This is a genomic window from Flavobacterium omnivorum (assembly GCF_900099915.1).
Classification (GTDB): domain Bacteria; phylum Bacteroidota; class Bacteroidia; order Flavobacteriales; family Flavobacteriaceae; genus Flavobacterium; species Flavobacterium omnivorum.
On the sequence record NZ_FNDB01000012.1, the window covers coordinates 45107 to 65819 of the forward strand.

20 protein-coding genes are annotated in these 20713 nt (G+C 34.6%); 15 read left to right on the plus strand and 5 right to left on the minus strand.

Annotated features, from left to right (window positions below):
• The first annotated feature begins 57 nt into the window (after positions 1–57).
• From BLS90_RS11685 to BLS90_RS11755, 15 genes are all read left to right on the plus strand, one after another.
• Positions 58–816, plus strand: a complete 759-nt coding sequence (locus BLS90_RS11685) for a DUF547 domain-containing protein (protein ID WP_091257903.1) — start codon at positions 58–60, stop codon at positions 814–816.
• Positions 809–1501 (plus strand): TIGR04283 family arsenosugar biosynthesis glycosyltransferase, encoded by a 693-nt coding sequence (locus tag BLS90_RS11690; protein WP_091257904.1) that lies wholly within the window; start codon positions 809–811, stop codon positions 1499–1501. Before BLS90_RS11685 ends, BLS90_RS11690 begins: the two co-directional genes overlap by 8 nt.
• Before the next feature lie 65 nt (positions 1502–1566).
• Positions 1567–2322 (plus strand): DUF6503 family protein, encoded by a 756-nt coding sequence (locus BLS90_RS11695; RefSeq protein WP_091257906.1) that lies wholly within the window; start codon positions 1567–1569, stop codon positions 2320–2322.
• Between the two features lie 88 nt (positions 2323–2410).
• Positions 2411–3706 carry an NAD(P)/FAD-dependent oxidoreductase gene (locus BLS90_RS11700; RefSeq protein ID WP_091257907.1) on the plus strand — a complete coding sequence of 432 codons (1296 nt, stop codon included), beginning with the start codon at positions 2411–2413 and terminating at the stop codon, positions 3704–3706.
• Between the two features lies 1 nt (position 3707).
• Complete coding sequence (locus tag BLS90_RS11705; protein ID WP_091257909.1) at positions 3708–5300, plus strand: 4Fe-4S binding protein; 1593 nt, start codon at positions 3708–3710, stop codon at positions 5298–5300.
• Positions 5301–5372: 72 nt separating this feature from the next.
• The gene (locus BLS90_RS11710) at positions 5373–6065 is read left to right on the plus strand and encodes a glycosyltransferase family 2 protein (RefSeq protein WP_091257911.1); all 693 of its coding nucleotides are present in this window, start codon (positions 5373–5375) and stop codon (positions 6063–6065) included.
• A 1-nt stretch (position 6066) separates the two neighbouring features.
• Positions 6067–7548: a cellulose synthase family protein gene (locus tag BLS90_RS11715; RefSeq protein ID WP_091257913.1), complete on the plus strand. Its 1482-nt coding sequence runs from the start codon at positions 6067–6069 to the stop codon at positions 7546–7548.
• A complete protein-coding gene (locus BLS90_RS11720; RefSeq protein WP_091257914.1) occupies positions 7545–8891 on the plus strand; it encodes a glycosyltransferase 87 family protein in 1347 nt (448 codons plus the stop codon). Before BLS90_RS11715 ends, BLS90_RS11720 begins: the two co-directional genes overlap by 4 nt.
• A gap of 18 nt (positions 8892–8909) precedes the next feature.
• A complete protein-coding gene (locus tag BLS90_RS11725) occupies positions 8910–9491 on the plus strand; it encodes a sigma-70 family RNA polymerase sigma factor (protein ID WP_091257915.1) in 582 nt (193 codons plus the stop codon).
• A gap of 23 nt (positions 9492–9514) precedes the next feature.
• Entirely contained in the window at positions 9515–9784 is a 270-nt protein-coding gene (locus tag BLS90_RS11730) for a hypothetical protein (RefSeq protein ID WP_091257916.1), read from the plus strand.
• 71 nt (positions 9785–9855) lie between these two features.
• Positions 9856–10710 (plus strand): helix-turn-helix transcriptional regulator, encoded by an 855-nt coding sequence (locus BLS90_RS11735; RefSeq protein ID WP_091257926.1) that lies wholly within the window; start codon positions 9856–9858, stop codon positions 10708–10710.
• Positions 10711–10799: 89 nt separating this feature from the next.
• A complete protein-coding gene (locus tag BLS90_RS11740; RefSeq protein WP_091257928.1) occupies positions 10800–11348 on the plus strand; it encodes a carboxymuconolactone decarboxylase family protein in 549 nt (182 codons plus the stop codon).
• Positions 11349–11763: 415 nt separating this feature from the next.
• On the plus strand, positions 11764–12084 hold the full coding sequence (locus BLS90_RS11745; protein WP_091257929.1) for a hypothetical protein: 321 nt from the start codon (positions 11764–11766) through the stop codon (positions 12082–12084).
• 135 nt (positions 12085–12219) lie between these two features.
• Positions 12220–13248, plus strand: coding sequence for a glycoside hydrolase family 113 (locus tag BLS90_RS11750; protein WP_091257931.1), 1029 nt, complete (start codon positions 12220–12222; stop codon positions 13246–13248).
• A 14-nt stretch (positions 13249–13262) separates the two neighbouring features.
• On the plus strand, positions 13263–13952 hold the full coding sequence (locus BLS90_RS11755; protein ID WP_091257932.1) for a haloacid dehalogenase type II: 690 nt from the start codon (positions 13263–13265) through the stop codon (positions 13950–13952).
• Positions 13953–14033: 81 nt separating this feature from the next.
• On the opposite strand, the gene msrB is transcribed toward BLS90_RS11755, so the two are convergent.
• The 5 genes from msrB to BLS90_RS11780 all read right to left on the minus strand — a co-directional run bounded on the left by msrB (position 14034) and on the right by BLS90_RS11780 (position 20696).
• Entirely contained in the window at positions 14034–14576 is a 543-nt protein-coding gene (gene msrB, locus BLS90_RS11760; RefSeq protein WP_175455476.1) for a peptide-methionine (R)-S-oxide reductase MsrB, read from the minus strand.
• A gap of 5 nt (positions 14577–14581) precedes the next feature.
• The gene (gene msrA, locus BLS90_RS11765) at positions 14582–15208 is read right to left on the minus strand and encodes a peptide-methionine (S)-S-oxide reductase MsrA (protein ID WP_091257990.1); all 627 of its coding nucleotides are present in this window, start codon (positions 15206–15208) and stop codon (positions 14582–14584) included.
• 143 nt (positions 15209–15351) lie between these two features.
• Complete coding sequence (locus BLS90_RS11770) at positions 15352–16314, minus strand: nucleoside hydrolase (protein WP_091257934.1); 963 nt, start codon at positions 16312–16314, stop codon at positions 15352–15354.
• 245 nt (positions 16315–16559) lie between these two features.
• The gene (locus tag BLS90_RS11775) at positions 16560–17549 is read right to left on the minus strand and encodes a phosphotransferase (protein WP_091257937.1); all 990 of its coding nucleotides are present in this window, start codon (positions 17547–17549) and stop codon (positions 16560–16562) included.
• Positions 17550–17720: 171 nt separating this feature from the next.
• Entirely contained in the window at positions 17721–20696 is a 2976-nt protein-coding gene (locus tag BLS90_RS11780; protein WP_091257939.1) for a TonB-dependent receptor, read from the minus strand.
• Between the last annotated feature and the right edge of the window lie 17 nt (positions 20697–20713).

Consider the following 20713-nt stretch of genomic DNA (forward strand, 5'->3'; position numbering starts at 1 on the left):
TGGTGTCAGGAACGAGGTTGATGACGGTCTATATTATATAATTTAAAATTAATACTGATGAAAAAATATTTTTTAACCCTACTTCTATTTCCACTGCTTTCCTGTGGAAAAAATAAAAATAATCCAGAAATTCCAATTTCCGCATACCAAACTGTAGTTGCAACAGCCGCTCCGACAATGAATCATGCTAAATGGAATGTATTATTGCAAAAAAATGTTGCTAAAAATGGAACCGTAAATTACAAAGGATTTCAAAAAGACAGTAAAGAGTTAAAGTTGTATCTAAACGAATTATCTGCTAATGTTCCTGCAAAATCCTGGTCTAAAAACGCTATTCTTGCCTATTGGATTAATGCGTACAATGCGTATACGGTACAATTAATTTTAGATAACTATCCAACCAAAAGCATCAAGGATATTAGTGATCCTTGGGGTAAAAAATTCTTTACCTTGGGAAACAAAAAATACAGTTTAGAGGAAATTGAACATGAAATCCTGCGCAAAATGGACGAACCTAGAATTCATTTTGCCATCAATTGCGCCTCTTTTTCTTGTCCCAATTTGCGAAATGAAGCCTATACCGAGGCAAAATTAGAGCAACAATTAACAGCTGCAGCAAAAAGCTTTATTAATGACAAAACTAAAAATACTATAACAACAAATAAAATTGAAATCTCTAAAATATTTGATTGGTTTTCCGGTGATTTTAAGAAAAAAGGTTCTGTTATTGATTTTTTAAACCAATACAGCACGGTAAAAATCAGTAGTAAAGCAAAAATTAATTACAAAGACTACAATTGGAGTTTGAATGAATAAAATTTCGATCATCATCCCTATTTTTAATGAAGTCAATAGCATTAGCAAATTGCTGTTACATCTTGAAAGTGAAATATTCCAAAAAGAAGCAATTGAAATAATCGTTGTTGATGGAGGTAGCACTGATGGCTCTCAAGATAGTTTACGTACAAATTTTAATATACGATTAATTGAAGTAGGCAAAGGAAGAGCGAAACAAATGAATGCAGGAGCTAAAGCAGCAACTGGTAACATTCTCTACTTTATTCATTGCGATGGTTTCCCACCAAAGTATTTTGATCAGATTATCACTAATGAGGTTCAAAAAGGGAATCTGGCAGGCTGTTTCCGACTAAAATTTGATTACAATCATCTCCTTTTAATTGTTTCACAGTGGTTCACTCGATTCAATCATATTTCCTGCCGCGGTGGAGACCAATCTTTATTTATAACTAAAAATTTGTTTGAGGAAATAAAAGGGTTTGATGAAAAATATATTATTTATGAAGATAATGAAATCATCTCTCGGCTTTATGCCAAAAAACAATTTGTGGTACTTCCAGATTGTATTGTTACTTCAGCCAGAAGATACCGCGAAAATGGGGTTTGGCGTTTGCAATTCCATTTTGGCATCATTCATCTTAAACGCCGAGTAGGCCATTCTAATGAAAGTATGCTTCGGTATTATAAAAAACACATCCTATAAACTCTTCTTATGAAAACAAATCGAAGAGTATAAAAAAGACAAATACATTAATTTAACAATAGATAATGAAAAAGATTGCCCTTACTTTAACAGCCATCATATTAACGCTTGTAGGCTGTAAACCAAATGAAGAAAACTTGAAATTTACGGACAAAGTGGAGAAAGCACACCATAAACAAGAATTCTTAGCTAAAGAAGCAGTGCAATTTGATTTAAAATTAGCTTTTGGCGGTGCAGTAAGAATGGATGCCAAATTCACGATCCTTACTAATTCCACAAAAGGAATCATTGAGTATAAAAATGGAGCGAAAATCATTTTCGATCAAGATAAAGTATTCTACACTGCAACAATTCCAAATGAAGAGTCTGTTCGATTTGATGCATTCACTTGGGAATATTTTTTCCTTTTTCCCCATAAATTAACGGATCCAGGTACAATTTGGAATACGTATGATAATACAGAAAAAGACCAACAAAACTACCTCACTGAAAAGCTAACTTTTAAATCAGGAACAGGCGACGCACCTGATGACTGGTATGTGGTTTATGCTGATAAGAAGACAAATTTACTTGAAAAAGCGGCTTATATTGTTACATTAAAGGCGGGTAAAGAGGATGCCGAGAAAAATCCGCATGCGATTCAATATTTAGACTATAAAGAAGTGGATGGAATTCCTATAGCTACCAAATGGGTTTTCTGGGGATGGAAAGATGGCAAAGGGCTTACGGAGGAATTAGGACAAGCAACACTGACAAATATAAAATTCATCAAAGCAGCTGTTGCCGATTTTGAACCTGCTGCTGATTTTAAAACAAAATAAACTAAGTCTACTTTCATTTTAAAGTACTAATTTTAAAGTCAATAGTCGCCTGTTTTTATTGAACAGTCAACGAACAAATTCATTTTATATGGAACATATTGTCATTATTGGTAATGGTATTGCTGGAGTTACACTCGCACAGCAAATTCGAAAAAAATCAGATTCGAAAATTAGTATTGTCTCCTCCGAAACTGAGTTTTTCTTCTCTCGTACTGCTTTAATGTATGTATTTATGGGACACCTGAAATGGGAACATACACAACCTTATGAAAATGATTTTTGGAAAAAAAACAAAATTGAACTCCTTCAAGGATTAATAACTGCTGTCGTTCCTGATTTAAAAGAAATTATCTTAGAGAACAATACCAAACTAACTTACGATAAATTAGTAATCGCTACAGGATCTAAACCCAACAAATACGGATGGCCGGGACAAGATTTACAAGGCGTTACTGGTCTTTATCACAAACCGGATTTAGAAGCTTTAGAAAACTGGGCACCTACCACCAAACGAGCCGTGATCGTGGGCGGAGGTTTAATAGGAATCGAATTAGCTGAAATGCTTCGGTCTCGCAATATCGCTGTAACTTTCTTGGTTCGGGAAAAAAGTTTTTGGGATGGTGTTTTGCCTTTCGGCGAAAGCCAAATCATTAACCGACACATACTGGAGCATCACATTGATTTAAGATTAGATACGAATTTGGTCGAAATTATTTCCGATGAAAAAGGACACGCTAGAGCCATCGTTACCGATAAAGGAGAAACCATCGAATGTGAAATTGTTGGCCTGACAGCTGGTGTTTCCCCTAATATTGATTTTTTAAAAGATTCTGGGATTGAACTAGGAAAAGGAGTGAAAGTAAACCGTTTCTTAGAAACAAATATAAAAGATATTTATGCGATTGGCGATTGTGCCGAACAACATGTAGCCATTGATTTGCGTCGACCCATAGAAGCCGTTTGGTATACGGGCCGAATGATGGGAGAAGCACTAGCTCAGACATTAACAGGAACGCGTACAGCTTATAAACCCGGACATTGGTTCAATTCAGCTAAATTTTTAGACATTGAATACCAAACCTACGGATGGGTTTGGGCTGCCGCCAAAGAAAATGAAGAACACTTTTACTGGGAACATCAATCCGGTAAAAAAGCAATCCGAATCTCCTTTGACAAAAAAGACCGTACTTTTTTAGGGATAAATACTTTTGGAATTCGCCTGCGTCATGAGTTCTTTGACAAAGTATTAACTAGCAAAGAAACGGTGGATTATGTTATGAAACATTTGGCAAAAGCTAATTTTGATCCCGAATTTTTTACCTCGTATGAAAAAGAAATACAAAAGCACTTTACCAGCCACTTCGTTGGTATAATAACAATATAACATGAGCAAATCAGTTAAAAATATATCCATCGCTTCTCATGAGAACATCCAGATGGACGGAATTCAAAAATTAGGTGTGGCGCTAGGATTGCTTGGACTTTTCATTATGGCCTTGGCTTTATTTAATGTGTCGTTCCCTAATAAAGGATTGTGGTTAGCGGGATCAATCCTTGCCATTTTTACGGGAATAACAGTGTATGCGAATAGGACCTACCTTAACCAGCCTGAAGGAATAAACAACAACGGAATTTGGCACAAAAACTTAACCAATAGGGGGAGTTGGGCGTGGATGACGGGTATTATACTGACCTCGTTTTATATTGTTTTATACTGGTATCCTCAATACTTGGGATTGAATCAAGACGGTGAAGCAAACACTGGAATCGTTGGTTTTTTTGATCCGCTAAGTTACATTTTAAACGGAAAAGCCGCCAGCCAATGGTTTGTATATGGCACATTATACACCGTTGCTATTTTGGGTTTGGGCTATAAATTTATCTTGAAATACCGGCACAATAAATACCAATTAGTACGAACAATATCAGTGATGTTTTTTCAGTTAGGATTTGCTTTTTTGATTCCTGAAATATTAGAAAAACTGAATCCAGAGAAAGCATATTTCGCTAAGGATTTGAAAAACATGTGGCCACTGAATTACTATTTCTTTAATGATTGGCATTTAAAAGCGATGCTCGAAGGAGGTAATTTAGGTTTGTTTTTGTTATTTTTTGGAATAGCGATGATTTTTATTATCTCTCCTATTTTAACCTATTTTTATGGAAAACGCTGGTATTGCTCGTGGGTTTGTGGTTGCGGTGGTTTGGCGGAGACTGCTGGAGATAGCTTTAGACATTTGTCCAATAAGACCGATACGGTATGGAAAATAGAACGCTGGATGATCCACTCAGTGTTGGTCTTTTCATTTGTAATGACCATTGCCGTTATTTTTACTTTTTTATCTAATAATCCCGAGATGAGCTTTATTACAAAAGACCATTTTATTTGGGGTATTGTTGCTTTCTTACTTGTTTTTACTGGAGCTTTATATATTTTCAAACGAAAAGATCTAGATAAAGATGCTGTTTTTACGCTGCTTTCCTTAGTGGCTATTATTATTATTTTGTTGTTAATTAATTATTTTTCAGGGAATCAAAATATTCTTTTTATAGACAGCAATTCATTAAGGGAGTGGTATGGTTTTGCTATTGGTGCCGCTTTTAGTGGCGTTGTAGGTGTAGGTTTTTATCCAATTTTAGGCAATCGTGTATGGTGTCGATTTGGTTGTCCTATGGCAGCAATCTTAGGATTACAGCAGCGATTATTTTCAAAATTCAGAATAACTACTAATGGTGGTCAATGTATATCTTGCGGAAACTGCTCTACTTATTGCGAAATGGGGATTGACGTGCGCAGTTATGCTCAAAAAGGAGAAAACATTGTTCGTTCGTCTTGCGTAGGTTGTGGTATTTGTGCAGCGGTATGTCCTAGAGGAGTATTGAAATTAGAAAATGATAGTCCAGCAGGCCGAATCAATTCAAACGAAATCTTATTGGGAAATGATATCGATTTAATGGATTTAATAAACCAAAAATAATCAATTCCTTTTTACATTAATCCTTATTTTCGCAGAGGAAATCAGTCTTTTTAAAAGAGACTCAAAAAAAATATGAAAAATATTAAAGTAATTATTCCTGCTTACAATGAGGAAAAAGCCATAGGGTATGTCATCCAAGATATTCCATCTAGTGTTTCGGAAGTTATTGTTATCAGTAATAATTCCACAGACGATACGATTCAGGTTGCCAAAAATGCGGGTGCCACGGTACTATCCGAAAGTAGAAAAGGATATGGCTATGCTTGTCTTAAAGGAATGGAATACATTGCGCAACTAGAAACGAAACCCGATATTATTGTTTTTTTGGATGGAGACTATTCCGACTATCCTCAGGAATTAACCCAAATTATTGCTCCTATAATAAAAGACGATATAGATTTTGTTGTAGGTGCACGAGTAGCGCGTTTCAGAGAAAAGCATTCGATGACACCACAGCAAGTTTTTGGGAATTGGCTGGCAACAACTTTAATGAAAAGCTTTTTTAATGCTACTTTTACAGACCTAGGCCCTTTTAGAGCGATTAAGTATGAAAAATTAGTCGCTTTAAACATGAAGGATAAAACCTATGGATGGACCGTAGAAATGCAACTTAAAGTTCTAAAACAAAAAATGTCCTACGTAGAAATTCCAGTTCACTATAAAAATAGAATAGGCATTTCAAAAGTATCAGGAACGGTGAAGGGAACCATTATGGCCGGAATAAAAATAATAGGATGGATTTTCAAATACACCTTTAAACAATAGCATGTTACTACTTTCATATATCATTGTAATTCTATACAGCATATCAATTTTGCTTTTATTTTTTTATAGTTTGGCTCACTTTAACTTACTGCTGAATTATTTAAGAAGCAAAAAGCGTGCGGATCAGTCGGTACAATTTGACCTTTCAAACCCAAATGAAATTCCCTTTGTTACAATACAACTTCCGGTATATAATGAAAAATATGTTATGGAACGCCTGTTAACGACAATAGCAAAAATGGATTATCCAAAAGACAAATTGGAAATTCAAGTTCTGGATGATAGCACAGATGATAGTGTGGTAGCAACCGAAATCTTGATTCACAAAATTGCCAAGTCAGGACTAAACATACACCACATGAGACGCAGTAATAGAAGGGGCTTTAAAGCAGGCGCTTTGAAGGAAGGTTTACTAAGCGCCAAAGGAGAATTCATTGCTATTTTTGACGCTGATTTTGTTCCTCAAAAAGACTGGCTCTACAAAACGATTCCCTATTTTAAAGATCCTAAAATTGGAGTCGTGCAAACCCGTTGGGGACACCTGAACCGCGATTATTCGATATTGACAAAAATTCAAGCTTTTGCACTAGATGCCCACTTTACTTTAGAACAAGTAGGACGTAATTCAAAATTGCATTTTATTAATTTTAATGGAACTGCTGGAGTGTGGAGAAAGAAATGCATCCTTGACGCAGGAAACTGGGAAAGTGACACGCTCACCGAGGACTTGGATTTAAGTTATCGTGCTCAGTTAAAAGATTGGAAATTCAAATATTTGGAAAATGTAGTTACTCCTGCTGAACTGCCAGCTATTATTAGTGCTGCGCGCTCTCAGCAATTCAGATGGAATAAAGGTGGAGCTGAAAATTTTAGCAAAAATGCAATTCGCGTACTACAATCTAAATCCATCGGATTCAAGACAAAAGCGCATGGAATGTTGCATTTATTGAACAGCACGATGTTTTTGGCTATTTTTACCATGGCCGTTTTAAGTGTGCCCATGTTGTACATCAAAAATGAGTTTGCCCAGTTTGAAAAAGTATTTGACTTACTACTCTTTTTTATCATTACCTCTATCCTCTTTTTCATCAGTTATTGGGCTACCTACAAAAGTATTCATGGCGGAGGCTTCAAAAATTTTCTGAAATACATCATTTTGTTTATCAGCTTTTATACCATTGCAATGGGATTTTCTTTTCACAACACTGTAGCAGTACTAGAAGGTTTATGGGGTAAGAAAAGTGAATTTATACGCACTCCAAAGCTGAATATTGAAGGACTTAAAGAAAAATGGAAGCAGAATAGCTATATTTCAGATACTATTTCAAAGAACATCATTGTTGAAGGACTATTAATCCTTTACTTTATTTTTGCAATGTATAGTGCTTTTCGATTAAATGACTACAGCTTGATTGCTCTGCATGCAATGCTTTTCATTGGTTTTAGTTTTGTATTTATAAAATCAATACAAGTAAATAAATGAGTTGGAGTGCTTCAAATAACACGAAATCTTATGGCTTTCTTGCATTAAGCACTTTTATTTATGCGTATATCGCTTACGTTTTAAATCGATCTGAGTTCCTCTATTTGTTGGTTTCTTACAGCTTATTATTTGTTTCTTTTTATCAAATTATCAAATTTCAAAAAGACAATATTCCGTTTCTAATTGCAGTGGCAGTGCTATTTCGATTGGTTTTTCTAGTGGCACTACCTAATTTATCTCAAGATTATTTTAGGTTTATATGGGACGGAAACCTAATTCTTGAAAATATAAATCCGTACTTACAGCTACCAAAAGACCTTATCAATCGAAATAACTTTGCTATTCCAACTGCAAACGATTTATATAACGGAATGGGTAGTTTAAGCGCTGGACATTATTCTAATTATCCACCTGTCAACCAATTTTTATTTGCTGTAGCGGCCTTTTTCAGTAATCATTCGATACTAGGAGCAGCAATAGGAATGCGATTACTAATTATCGCAGCCGATTTTGGAACTTTATATTTCGGTAGTAAATTATTAGTCCGTTTAGGGATGGAAAAGCACCGTATTTTCTGGTATGCACTCAATCCTTTAGTGCTTATTGAACTTACTGGGAATTTACATTTTGAAGGAGTCATGCTCTTCTTTTTTGTTTGGGCAATTTATCTCTTGGAACAAAACAAATGGAAATCAGCCGCCGTAATTTTGGCATTGTCGATATCAGTCAAATTATTACCATTATTGCTATTGCCTCTTTTTTTTAGAAAATTAGGTTGGAAAAATGCAATTTCGTTTTACACTATTGTTATTGGATTAAATATGCTCCTCTTTCTCCCCTTTCTTTCCAAAGAACTAATCCAAAATTATAGCGAAACCATAGGACTGTGGTTCACTAATTTTGAATTCAACGCCAGTATTTACTATATCATTCGTCAGATTGGTTTCTGGATCACAGGATACAATATTATTCACATTACTGGAAAAATAATCCCTGTTTTTATTATCGCTTTTATTGCATTACAAAGTTTACATAAAAAAAACAAAAATAGTCTCCATTTATTCAATAGTATGCTAGTAGCTTTGACGGTTTATTTTTTCACCGCTACTACAGTACATCCTTGGTATGTCATAAATCTAATTTTGATTGCTGTTTTTACTTCCTATAAATATCCTCTTTTGTGGAGTTACACTATTGTTTTAAGCTATTGTGCCTATTCAAAAGCAGATTTTTCAGAAAATTACTGGCTACTTGCAGTGGAATATAGTACGGTATTGCTTTTGCTGATTTACGAAAAAAGGAAGATTTTAAGGTCTGAAAAAAGAGTATATTTGGATTTTTAAATAAATAAGGGGAAATTAATGGACCTGATTAAAGAAGATTCAAAATCAATTTTAGAACAATGGGTCAATCAATTTAGTGATGAACTCTATTCTTGGGCCTTTTTCAAAACATCTTCCAAGGAGGTTGCTGAGGATTTAGTACAAGATACTTTTATGGCTGCATTCCATAAGATAGATACTTTTCAAGGCAAAAGCCAACCTAAGACTTGGTTGTTCTCCATACTCAATAATAAAGTGATTGATTATTATCGATTGAGTGCTCGAACCACTAAGAAAAACTTCAGTTTAACCGAAAATAGTGGTTATGAACTTTCGGATGGGCTTTTTAATTCGTACGGATGCTGGAAATCAAATGATATCAATGCCGCTTGGGATCAAGACCAAGAATTACTAGACAATCCTGAATTCAATTCGATCATGGAAAATTGTATGGATGACCTGCCACAGAAATGGAAATTAGCCGTAACATCCAAATATTTAAGTGATAAAAAAACAGAAATAATTTGTCAGGAATTAGAAATTACTACGTCTAATTATTGGCAGATTGTGCATCGATCCAAGCTGTTACTAAAAAAATGTCTGGAATTGAAATGGGTTTAACCAAACTATAATATTCGAAGAATATGAATAAAGTAATGAGAACATTGTTGAAACCCTGTAAAAAGACAACAGAGTTAATCGACAAACAAATGTTCACTCCTTTAACGTTGAAAGAAAAGTTGCAATTACAAGCGCACAAAGCCCTGTGCAGGACTTGTAATGAATACGAAAAACAATCCAAATTACTCGATACCCTCATAGGCAAATGGTTTGCAATTGATTCCAATAAAAAAATGTCTCAATTAGACGAAGACAAGAAAAATAAAATCATTGAAGCTATAAAAAAAATCTAATATGCTTTAACTGGTTAGCAATTCTTACTTACATGTTCCAACAATTAAAAAAATAAAACAGGATCTTTAAAATGATAGTAGAACGAAAACGATACGAGCTCTTTGGTAAAAAAATATTTGAAAAGCTACTCATTCAATCGCCTTTTAAGATTCCAAACCCAATGCCTGATGAGGCCTGCTTTCTTTACATGCTGCAAGGGCAAATCAATTACAGCACTCCAAATCAAAACGTTATTATCCCACAAAATGACGCAGTTTTATTAAAATGTGGTACTTATTTCAGTCAGATAAAAAGCACGATTAAAGCACAAAAGCATGAAATTGTTGTGATTCATTTTCATCCTGAAATATTAAAAAAGATTTACGAAACAGACTTGCCTAAAGTTTTTCAACAGCCTGCTATTCTAGATACAAATATTGACTTGAGTACAATTAACAATGATTATCTAATAGAAAAATACATTGAAAGTTTGTTGTTCTATTTTGACAATCCAAGTCTTATTAATGAGGATTTATTGATTATTAAATTAAAAGAAATCATTTTGCTATTATGCCAAACGAAAAATGCGCCTCTTATTCAACAAATATTATCGCAGCTATTTTCTCCTAATAGTTATAGTTTCAAGCAAATTATTGAAAGTAACCTTTACTACCATTTTACCACAGAAGAATTAGCCGAAATGACTCATTTGAGCTTATCCTCGTTCAAAAGAGAATTCAAAAAAAATTATAATGCCACTCCAGCCAGTTACATTCGCAATAAAAGATTAGAAAAAGCGGCCGAGCTATTGCTTATTTCTGAGGAACGTATTACTGATATTGCTTTTGATTGTGGCTTTAATGATCTGGCTAATTTTTCTAAGCTTTTCCATGAAAGATTCAATAATTCTCCCTCAAACTATCGTTTGGACCAAATAAGCAAATAGTTGAACCTTCTGCCAAAGTTTTAATTAAGCATTCATCGGACCTTTGTACAGTTAATAAAAACTATTCTATTAATTAAAAAACAAATACAATGGCACATTTAAAATTAGAAAACAATTCCATTTCTCCTATAACACAAGAGATTTTCGACAAAACACAAAAAGCTTTTGGTTTTGTTCCCAACATGTATAAAACCATGGGTTCTAATCCGGCTTTGTTAGATGCTTATATCTACTCCTATAACAGCTTTAGATCCAATGCGGGATTCAATGCAACAGAGCAAGAAGTGGTATTCCTAACGGCAGCTTATGAGAACAATTGCGAATATTGTGTTGCTGCTCATAGCACCCTTGCAGATATGGCAAAGGTTCCCACAGAAGTTACAGATGCTATTCGAAACGGTACAGAAATCGCTGATCCAAAATTAAAGCAATTGTCAAAATTAACGCGTTCCCTTTCTTTAAATAGAGGTATTGTACCGCAAGATGAAGTTGATGCTTTCTTAGCTGTTGGTTACACGGAGCAGCATGTCCTGGGAATTTTAGCAGGTATTGCTGTGAAATTAATCAGTAATTATTCAAACCATATTACTAATCCTGAATTAGAAGCTCCTTTTACTTCAAGAGTTTGGAAAAAATAATTTGAAAATTATCTAAATTTGAAAACCAATAAGCCTCAAAAACACTTATTGGTTTTTTTTATTAAAATCGTCAGGAGTTAGCAATGAGCATGTCTATACTTGTATTAGAACAAAGGCTACATAAATATGAAATTAATTGCTGTTTTACATTCTAAAAAAAAACCTCTTCACTTGGGTTTTCGATAAGTTTACTAGGCGCTTTACCACTAGGATATACTAACGTAATTAGTTTGCAAATTTTATTGGAACAAGGCAATTGGGCATCACTCTCCTTTATTTTAGGAATTATTTTTGTTCAATATTTTGTCTTGAAAATGGTTTATAAAATAGCACGCTGGCTCATAAAAGAAAAGAAATTAGTACTTTTTATTGAGCTGTTTACTATTCTATTTTTTTAGTTATTGGTGTCTACTTCATGTACAGTAGTACTAATCATCAAAACATCAGTCTTTCTAATCTAATATTGATTCAATATCCCTTTTTACTGGCTGCATTTCTAAATATTTTAAATTTTATCCAATGGCCCTATTGGTCTGGAATTTATATCTATCTATTTAGAACAGATAAATTAGACAATCAAATAAAAACTAGGAATAAATTTATAGTTGGCTCTTTACTAGGAACTAGTTTAGGAATGTTTCTCTTTGCTCCTATTGGACAATTTTTAATTGAAGCAAATCAAATAAAAATAAGTTCTTACATCAATACCATTTTTATGATTTTATTCTTGTTTTAGCTTTTGTACAAACGATAAAATTTATTTTTAAAAATACGTTTCATCGCAAGGAAATAAATCAGTTGCAAAACCTAAAAATCATTAATTTACACCTAGAAGTTAGTATCCTCTTTTTTATTAAGTAACTTTACGATTATGAAGAAAACCTTTTTTATCCTCGCAACATTTTTACTGATCGTCGCCAGCGGATTTTCTTTCTATCATTCCTCTATGGTTGACGAAACCTCATTTAAAATGAATTTAGAGTACAAAGGAATGAACCTGGTCGCACCCATCAAAGAGTTAAAAAACACCACTTTTGACGAATTGAAAGCACATCATATTAATTCGATCTCCTTAATTCCGTATGCTTTTGTTGATGTTGAAAATGCTTCTGTTCATTATAATGATAAAAGACAATGGTGGGGCGAAAGAACGGAAGGAATTATAGCTAGTAATCAATTAGCTCATGAATATAAAATGACGGTTATGCTCAAACCTCATCTATGGGTAAATCATAATTTTTATACAGGAAATTTAGATTTTGCAACGGAAGCCGAATGGAAAAAATGGGAAGCCGATTATGAAAAGTATATTCTTGATTTTGCTCAATTAGCCCAGCAAGAAAAAATAGAACTATTTTGTTTTGGTACCGAACTAGGAAATTCAGTGGCCAAAAGACCCGAATATTGGTCACAATTAATCCAGAAAATTAAAAAAATCTACACCGGGAAGTTAACCTATGCCGCAAACTGGGATGATTTTGATAAAGTCCCTTTCTGGAATGAGTTGGATTATATCGGGATCGATGCGTATTTTCCTTTATCTGATGCCACAACTCCCGCAGTTGCTGATCTTAATGAAGCTTGGCAGCAGCACATCCTAAAAATGGAAAAGCTTCAAGCTAAAACCAACAAGAAAATACTCTTTACAGAATTTGGTTATCGCAATTCCGACCAAGCAGCCAAAGAACCTTGGAAAGAAAATCAAAGTGGAATTAATAATTTGGCGCAAGCCAATGCCTACGAATCTTTGTTTCAAACCTTAACACAAAAGAAGTGGTTTGCAGGAGGGTTTGCCTGGAAATGGTATGCTGATGCGTATCACAAAGAGCCAAATAATAGTATTGATTACACGCCTCAGGAAAAACCTGCACTTAAAACCATTAAAAAATGGTATCAATAATTTAAAATAATAAAATGACTTCAAAAAAAAATAAACCAGTCCTCGTCTTCGATGTAAACGAAACTTTACTCGACATGACTCCTTTAAAAAAATCGGTAAATGCACTCCTTGATAATGAGCAGGGATTTAGAATCTGGTTTGGTATGTTATTGCACTACTCCATTGTTTCAAATAGTATTGATGCGTATTATGATTTTGGAACAATTGCTGGAGCAACCTTGTCTATGGCGGCCACATCCCTGCATATAAAAGTTAGTGAAGATGAAATTAAAGCGGCATTGTCGAAAATTCAAACCTTGCAAGCCTACCCTGATGTAGAGAAAGGTCTGAAGCTCTTAAAAGATCATGGTTTTAGATTAATTACCTTGACGAATTCGCCACCGCATGCACTAAAACAGCAATTAATCAATTCAAATTTGACTGATTTTTTTGAACAGGCATTGAGTATTGATAGTCTTAAAAAATACAAACCAGAAGCAGCAACCTATTTATGGGCAGCAAAAGAACTAGCCGTACAACCTAAAGATATGCTAATGATTGCGGCACATGGTTGGGATTTAGCAGGTGCTTCACATGCTGGTTTAAAGACTTGTTTTATAGCTCGTGAAGGACAATCCGTATATACTTTGTCCAATAAACCTGATTTTGAAGCGAAAGATATTTTAGCAATGGCAGAACAATTGGTTGCTATTTATAAAGATTAGTATCCATCGTAAAACTCAAAAGGGCGTTTGTTTCAGTTGAAACAAACGCCCTTTTTTTTGAACTAAACAATTAACCACAATTTATTTTGATTCTTGAAATAACATAGCTCCAGAATTCATGCAATAACGCAATCCCGTAGGATTAGGTCCATCATCAAAAAGATGTCCTATATGTCCATCACAACGCGCACAAACTATTTCCCCACGAACCATTCCCAAGCTTTTGTCTACTACTTCTTTAACTCTATTATTATTTATTGGAGCATAAAAACTGGGCCATCCAGTTCCTGAATTAAATTTTGTTTTGGACGAAAACAACGGTAATTTACAAGCAGCACAGAAATAATTTCCTTTTTTATGATTGTCATTAAACTCATTCTGGAAAGGTCGTTCTGTTCCTTGCTTACGAAGGATATAATATTGATTGTCTGTAAGTACCTTTTTCCATTGGGCATCCGTTTTAACCACTTTTTTCAATGACGTATCTGTCAATGATAGTGTCGGCTGTTGTTGTTTTGTGGTTATTGTTTCCACAGTTACTTGATCTTTTTTATTGGACTGCATGCACGCCATAAAGCTAAAAGCTATAGCTGGTAGTATTAAAAGTTGTTGATACCGCTTCATAATTATTAAGATTTAGGTTTTAATTTTCCTTTATATGTTTTTTTAAACTTGTTATATCTCGGTATTGAAACGCCTTTCACATAAGGCTGATTGGGATTATTTTTTACATAATCTTGGTGATAGGATTCTGCTTCATAAAAATCAACAACTGGCTTTACCTCTGTTACAATAGGCGCAGCAAATACTTTATTTGCCGAAAGCTCTTTAATCTTATCTTCTATAATTTTTTTATCAGCAGGATTTTTATAAAAAGCAATAGAACGATAGGATGAACCCTTGTCTGGTCCTTGTTGATTAGGAGTTGTAGGATCTTGCGATGCAAAAAATACTGCTACTAATTCTTTATACGAAACCACTTTTGGATCATAAAAAACAGCCACTGCCTCTGCATGTCCAGTTCTGTTTGAACCTACATATTCATAAGTAGGGTTTTTAACATTCCCGCCTGTATATCCTGACACTGCTTCATCTACTCCTACAACTGCTTCGAAAACGTGCTCCGTGCACCAGAAACAACCAGAAGCAAAAACAGCTACCGCCTTTCCTTTTTTAGGCACTAAAGACAATTTTTCGGTTTGTGCACTACAACTTATAATTGTAAACAACACGAGGGCATAACTTAGTATTTTCATTTTCATCTTTTATTGTTTTTATTTTATAGAATCTATTCTATTGATTTTGAATTATTTATTTGTTGTGCGTATTCCGCAATTCAATCTTAAGTAATATACGTCTGATTTCTACATTTGGTTTTAAAACAATTCCTAAAGTTTTGTTAGTTTTTCACACTCAATGTCTCTAAAATCTTTTCTTCGAAACCTCCCAATGCTCTGATGGCGTAATCCACTTTCTTTTTGGTTTTATATTTATAAGATACTTCTAGGAAATTTTTAAACGGTACTTTAGGTTGTACTTCAAGCGCATCATTTTTTTTATAATTTACTTTAATAGGTATGTCTTTGTAATACGTAAAATATTCAGGATGGGTAATCACGCCTAAAGTGGAGCAGTCAAAAGGTATAAATCCTCTAATACCAAAATACTTCTCGTTTTTTTCCATCCAAGGTTGGACAATATCAAACAACCATTTATCAGCTTCTTCGTTTTGATCTAAACTAGCCAAATCTATGTTTCCTATATGCGTATACGAACTCGGTTCATAGCCCGCAAATACCAGTGGTATTGGCGAATTTAAAACCACATCCATTGATTTAGTATCAAATTCATAGTTGTAATCAAACACATTCAATTTTCCGTTTCCAGGATTGAAAGGCAAGCCGGGCGTTCTCGCTGCACAAATAGAAATCTTCACGATTTGCGGAATAATATCGGGGTGATTCTGAATCAAAGTAGCAATATTAGTCATAGGTCCTAAAGCCAATATGGTTAACTTATCTTTTTTCAACGCTTCATACAACGCTCTTGTTCCGTCATTTTCAACCCCTAAATCAGCTGCTTTTGGCGAACCTTTGTACACTGGAATTGCCGATCCTTTGTGATGCCATTTCAATATTTTGTTGATAATACCGTAGCTATAATCCACATAGGTAATCGAACTAATACCTACAATCTCGATTTGAGGTTGTTTCAAAGCCATAATCAATGTGATACCATCATCTACTTCTCGGGGCGTTTTATCAGGCATTCCAATCATAAGATCCGTATCAAACCATACTTTGGTCTGTGCTTGTAATTGTGCCGCAAGCATAAGCGTAACTAGTATTATTTTGATTTTCATAACGTGTTTTTTAAATTTTTTTATAACGTAAATTTGCGAATTTTTGTTTTTTCTAATTTCTTTTCATCATTTCCTTTGTCATTGAATTTGCTTATTCATAAATCTAAAATAAATTTTTGCCATGGATTAAGGTATTTAAATTGATTTTTATTACCCATAAATCTCTAGTGCTATTTCCTAGCTTTTGGATTGTATCATCTAGATATTTCTCCGTCATAATTTTGGACTTTAGATCCAAAAATCAATTATTTTAAAATTAATTCTCGCGCAAAGGCCAATAAATCCGCTTTGGTTTTTAAATCCATTTTTAAAGGCAGTTGCGCTAACCCTATGATTCTACGCATAATTTCTATTCCAATAAAACCATTCAAAATAGCGGTATTTAACTCGTCAAAAGAAGAGTAGTTTTCCTTTACAAAAGCAATTGTTGACTCCTGTTGTGTCGTCAGATACAAATGGGCGAGCAATACACCCAAATCAAATTCCCGCAAGCCATAAAAACAAAATTCTGGATCGATAACCTTAATTCCATCAGATGTTTTTAACCAACTTCCAGGATAAAAATCTCCGTGTAATAAATAGTTCCCTTTTGAAAGGTACAGCGAACCCAATCGCTCCATCTTTTCTTTTAATTCAGCGTCTTTTTTATAAGGCATCGCTACCATTTGCAAACCCACTTGAACTAAATCCAAATCAAATCCATTTTCTACTTTAAAAGGATACTCAAAAAGATGTTCGTAATTTAATGCTTTCATTTCTGCATTTGCTAGCTCATCATCAACAACCGTTTTTTCAAAACATTGGTGCAAACTATTTATATAATTCACTAACTGCAGCAACTCTTCATCTGGTATTCTTCCTTTTAAATCATACAAAACGGTATAATCATTGGACTTCCCTAAATCCTCCAAAGCAATTAAATTATTAACAGCATCAATACCCAAAAGTGTTGGCATTAAATCCTGCACTTCTTTGGCGCTTGCTATCTTTTGATAAAAAGCAGCTTCAGTTAGTACGCGGTTTTCAGGTGCTAAAACCTGAGGATATTTCTCTACGTAACCGCTAGATTGCTTAAGAATAAAAGAGCGCTTGACTGCTTCTATTCGCAACACACGATTCATATTTCCCTCACCTGGTTTAGATACAGAAACAATCGTTTCACCGTCCGTTAACCATTTTTGTTGGTATAAATAAGCAGCCAATTCTTCTGGCTTGTTTGCATTTAGTATAAACATATTTTATATTTTTTATTTGGGGCGTTCCCGCCAAAAAAAGGCGGGCAGGCTAGCCGCTACAATCTTTTTTGGTCTAAAAAGCCCAAAAAAGGATTTTCACTCCTATCCTTAACGCAGTGTAGTATTAAATTCAAAACCCGTCAATCTCACACTCCTTGCAACATAGCCGCTTTAAAATAAATAACGTACTCCAAACTGAAACTGTCTTGGAGGCGAAGCATTTCGTTGGGTAAACAATCCGCTTGCACTAGAGCCACCTTGAATTTGGTTACTTTGAGTCGCATTATTACTGTATCCGCTTAAATTTTCAGCATTAAATATATTAAAAACATCGGCACGCAATTCTAACTTATTATTTCCTGTAATTTTGAACTGGTGTTGTACTCCTAAATCAAAACAGGTGCTCCATGGCAAGCGATCATTATTCCTGCCTTCTCCTGGAAAACGATCACTATTTCCTTGATACGCATCAGAGAAACTAGCTCCATCTCCATTCAAATCTGTTGTTCCAAAACCAAGCGGAATTCTATTTATTGGTTGCCCACTTTGCAATAAACCAGCTAAGGTTACCGCTGTTCCTTTAAAGGGATAGTAACTGTAAATTCCGTTAATATTATGAGTTCTATCATTTACTGATGGTCCCCATTCCTTCGCATAATTATTCGCATCCGAAGGTCTAAAGTTAATTCCATCCGTATCATTTTTACTGGATGACAATGTATAATTCAATCGATAGGAATAATTATCGGTACCTCTTGTTTTTTGATAATTTAAACTCATGGCGTAATATCTCGATTTCCCTTCGTTTTCACTAACAATCACATTTCTAGCAATTCCAGTAACCCTTTGTCCATTTAGGATCGCACTTCCGTTAGTTATAGGAATTGGTCGGCTCGCATCGGCTTCAGCCTGAGTTCTAATGACTACATTATTAGGGTCAATGGCGTATTCAGCAGCTGCATTAAGATTGCGCAAACGGGTAAGATTCTCGCCTCTATTGTGTACCACATCAACAAAAAACAATCTTTCATCCGATAATTGCAATTGGTATCCCATCATAAATTCATGAGAATAGGCATTTTTATAGCCATTAGGATTTAAAATTCTGCGCTCGTTAGAAAAGATATTCTCTCTTTGTCCTTGTAAATCGGCTGCAGAAGGCCCTTGTAAATAACTTACCCCAGAAACCGTAGCCCCTAAGTTTCCGTTGTAGGTAATTCGATCAATATTGGTATCGACTGGTAAAATTCCTAATTTTTTTAACTCTTCTAATTGTAATTTATAGCTTTGTGAAGTCGTGTTTTGTTGCAAAGCATCGCTGTAAAGTGCATAGTTTATTTTATCATACGAAATCCCGTAACCTCCGCGTAAGCTGCTAGAATTATCTAATTTATAGTTAAAATTAAAACGGGGTGCTATGTTGTTGTAATCGCCTTTGTCGCTTCCTCCTTTTGATAGATTATCATAATCATAACGTAATCCTAAAGTTAGATTCAATCGATCCGTAACCGACCATAAATCTTCTATGTAAGCCGAATAAATATCTTGATTGGTACCAAAAGAAGTAGGACGCAATTCTACATTATAATTAATAACCTGTACCTCTTGCGGAATATCATTCACATTCAAACCTCCGCCTACACCACTATTTCTTATTGCATCAATTTGGGTTTGATTCAGTTTTACTCGATAATTTCCTACTGGATTCCCACCTCCAAACAATTGATGATCCCCTCGAATAAAATTTACTCCTGCTTTTAAAGTATGCTTTTCAGTGTAATATTTTACTTTTTGTTGAAATTGTATTGTATTTTCAATCGCATCAAACACATAACCTGGGTTACCAATCACCCCTAATGTTTCATCATTAACCCCTAAAATCGTTACTTGAGAACTATTCGGATTAAATGGTTTGGCATAATTCCATCGAAAACGGCTGTATTGCACATTTGTTTCTCCAGAAAAATTTCCAAATTTATAGCTGTTTTTTAAAGCTAATAAAATACTATTCCGTTCTTGTTCGTTTCCAGCAGATCTAAAAGTCGAACCGCCATCGAGTCCGCCACCTTGACGCTCCACAGCTACTCTACCAATGTTGGCACGAAAGGACGAGTTGAAATTAGCGTTCCAAATTTGGTCCATTTTAGATGAAAAATAATCAAATGTATTGGTCCCTCTTACTGTTTCTGTAATTCCGAGTTGAGGTACATTTAACAAGTTGTCTTTGATGTCAGTGGTATGTTCAAAATTAAAATAATAAAAGGTTTTGTCTTTGGTAAAAGCGCCTCCTATTCCTGCTCCAGTTTGATATCTTGAAAAACCATTTTTAACTTGGTTTCCTGACAAATCCCTTTGAGCAAAGCTTGATTTTCCATCTATGGATGGTCCAGGTCTTGTAATGAAGAACACCTCTCCCGTAGTTTCATTTGAACCCGAACGTGGCGTAATATTTATGATTCCACTTCCCGTTAAACCATATTCAGCAGAGAAATTATTAGTCAAAACCGTAATATCTTTTACAAACCCAGAAGGAATTGCAAATTTTTGTCCTCCTAAAAAACGTTCGTTATTATCCATTCCATCAATTAAATAGGACGTATATTGAGAACTCGCTCCGTTAATACTTACGTTTGCCGCTTCTGGAAAGAAACCTGTTGCTTGCGAAACATTAGGTAAACGGAATAAAACTCTGGTGATGTCGCGACCTTCTATGGGGATTTCCTGAATTTCAGTAGCTTTCATTTCAAAGGACACTTCGGCATCCCGGCGATTTATTTTTGAATTTGATCCAGACGAGATGACAACCTCATCTAATTCTTGTGAACCACTTTTTCTTAGCACTAGCGTCACATTCGGATTTTGATTGGAACGAATATCAATAAAATCAGAGCTTTCAGCGGCGTAGTACTGCGTTGCCGCAACAATAACTTGATACCCATCAAGTGCTTCTAGGCTCCTGAAAATCACTTTCCCTTGTGAATTTGAAATTTGTCGTACTTGTAAATTTCTACTTTTGTTTTCTAAAGTTATAGCTAAATTAGAAACTGGTTTTTGTGTGACTGCATCAATTACAGAAACGGTTAAATCTTGTTGAGCCATAGCTATTGTTGAGATACACAGCAATGCCCAAATATAAAATTGCTTCATTTGGTTTGAAAAATTAA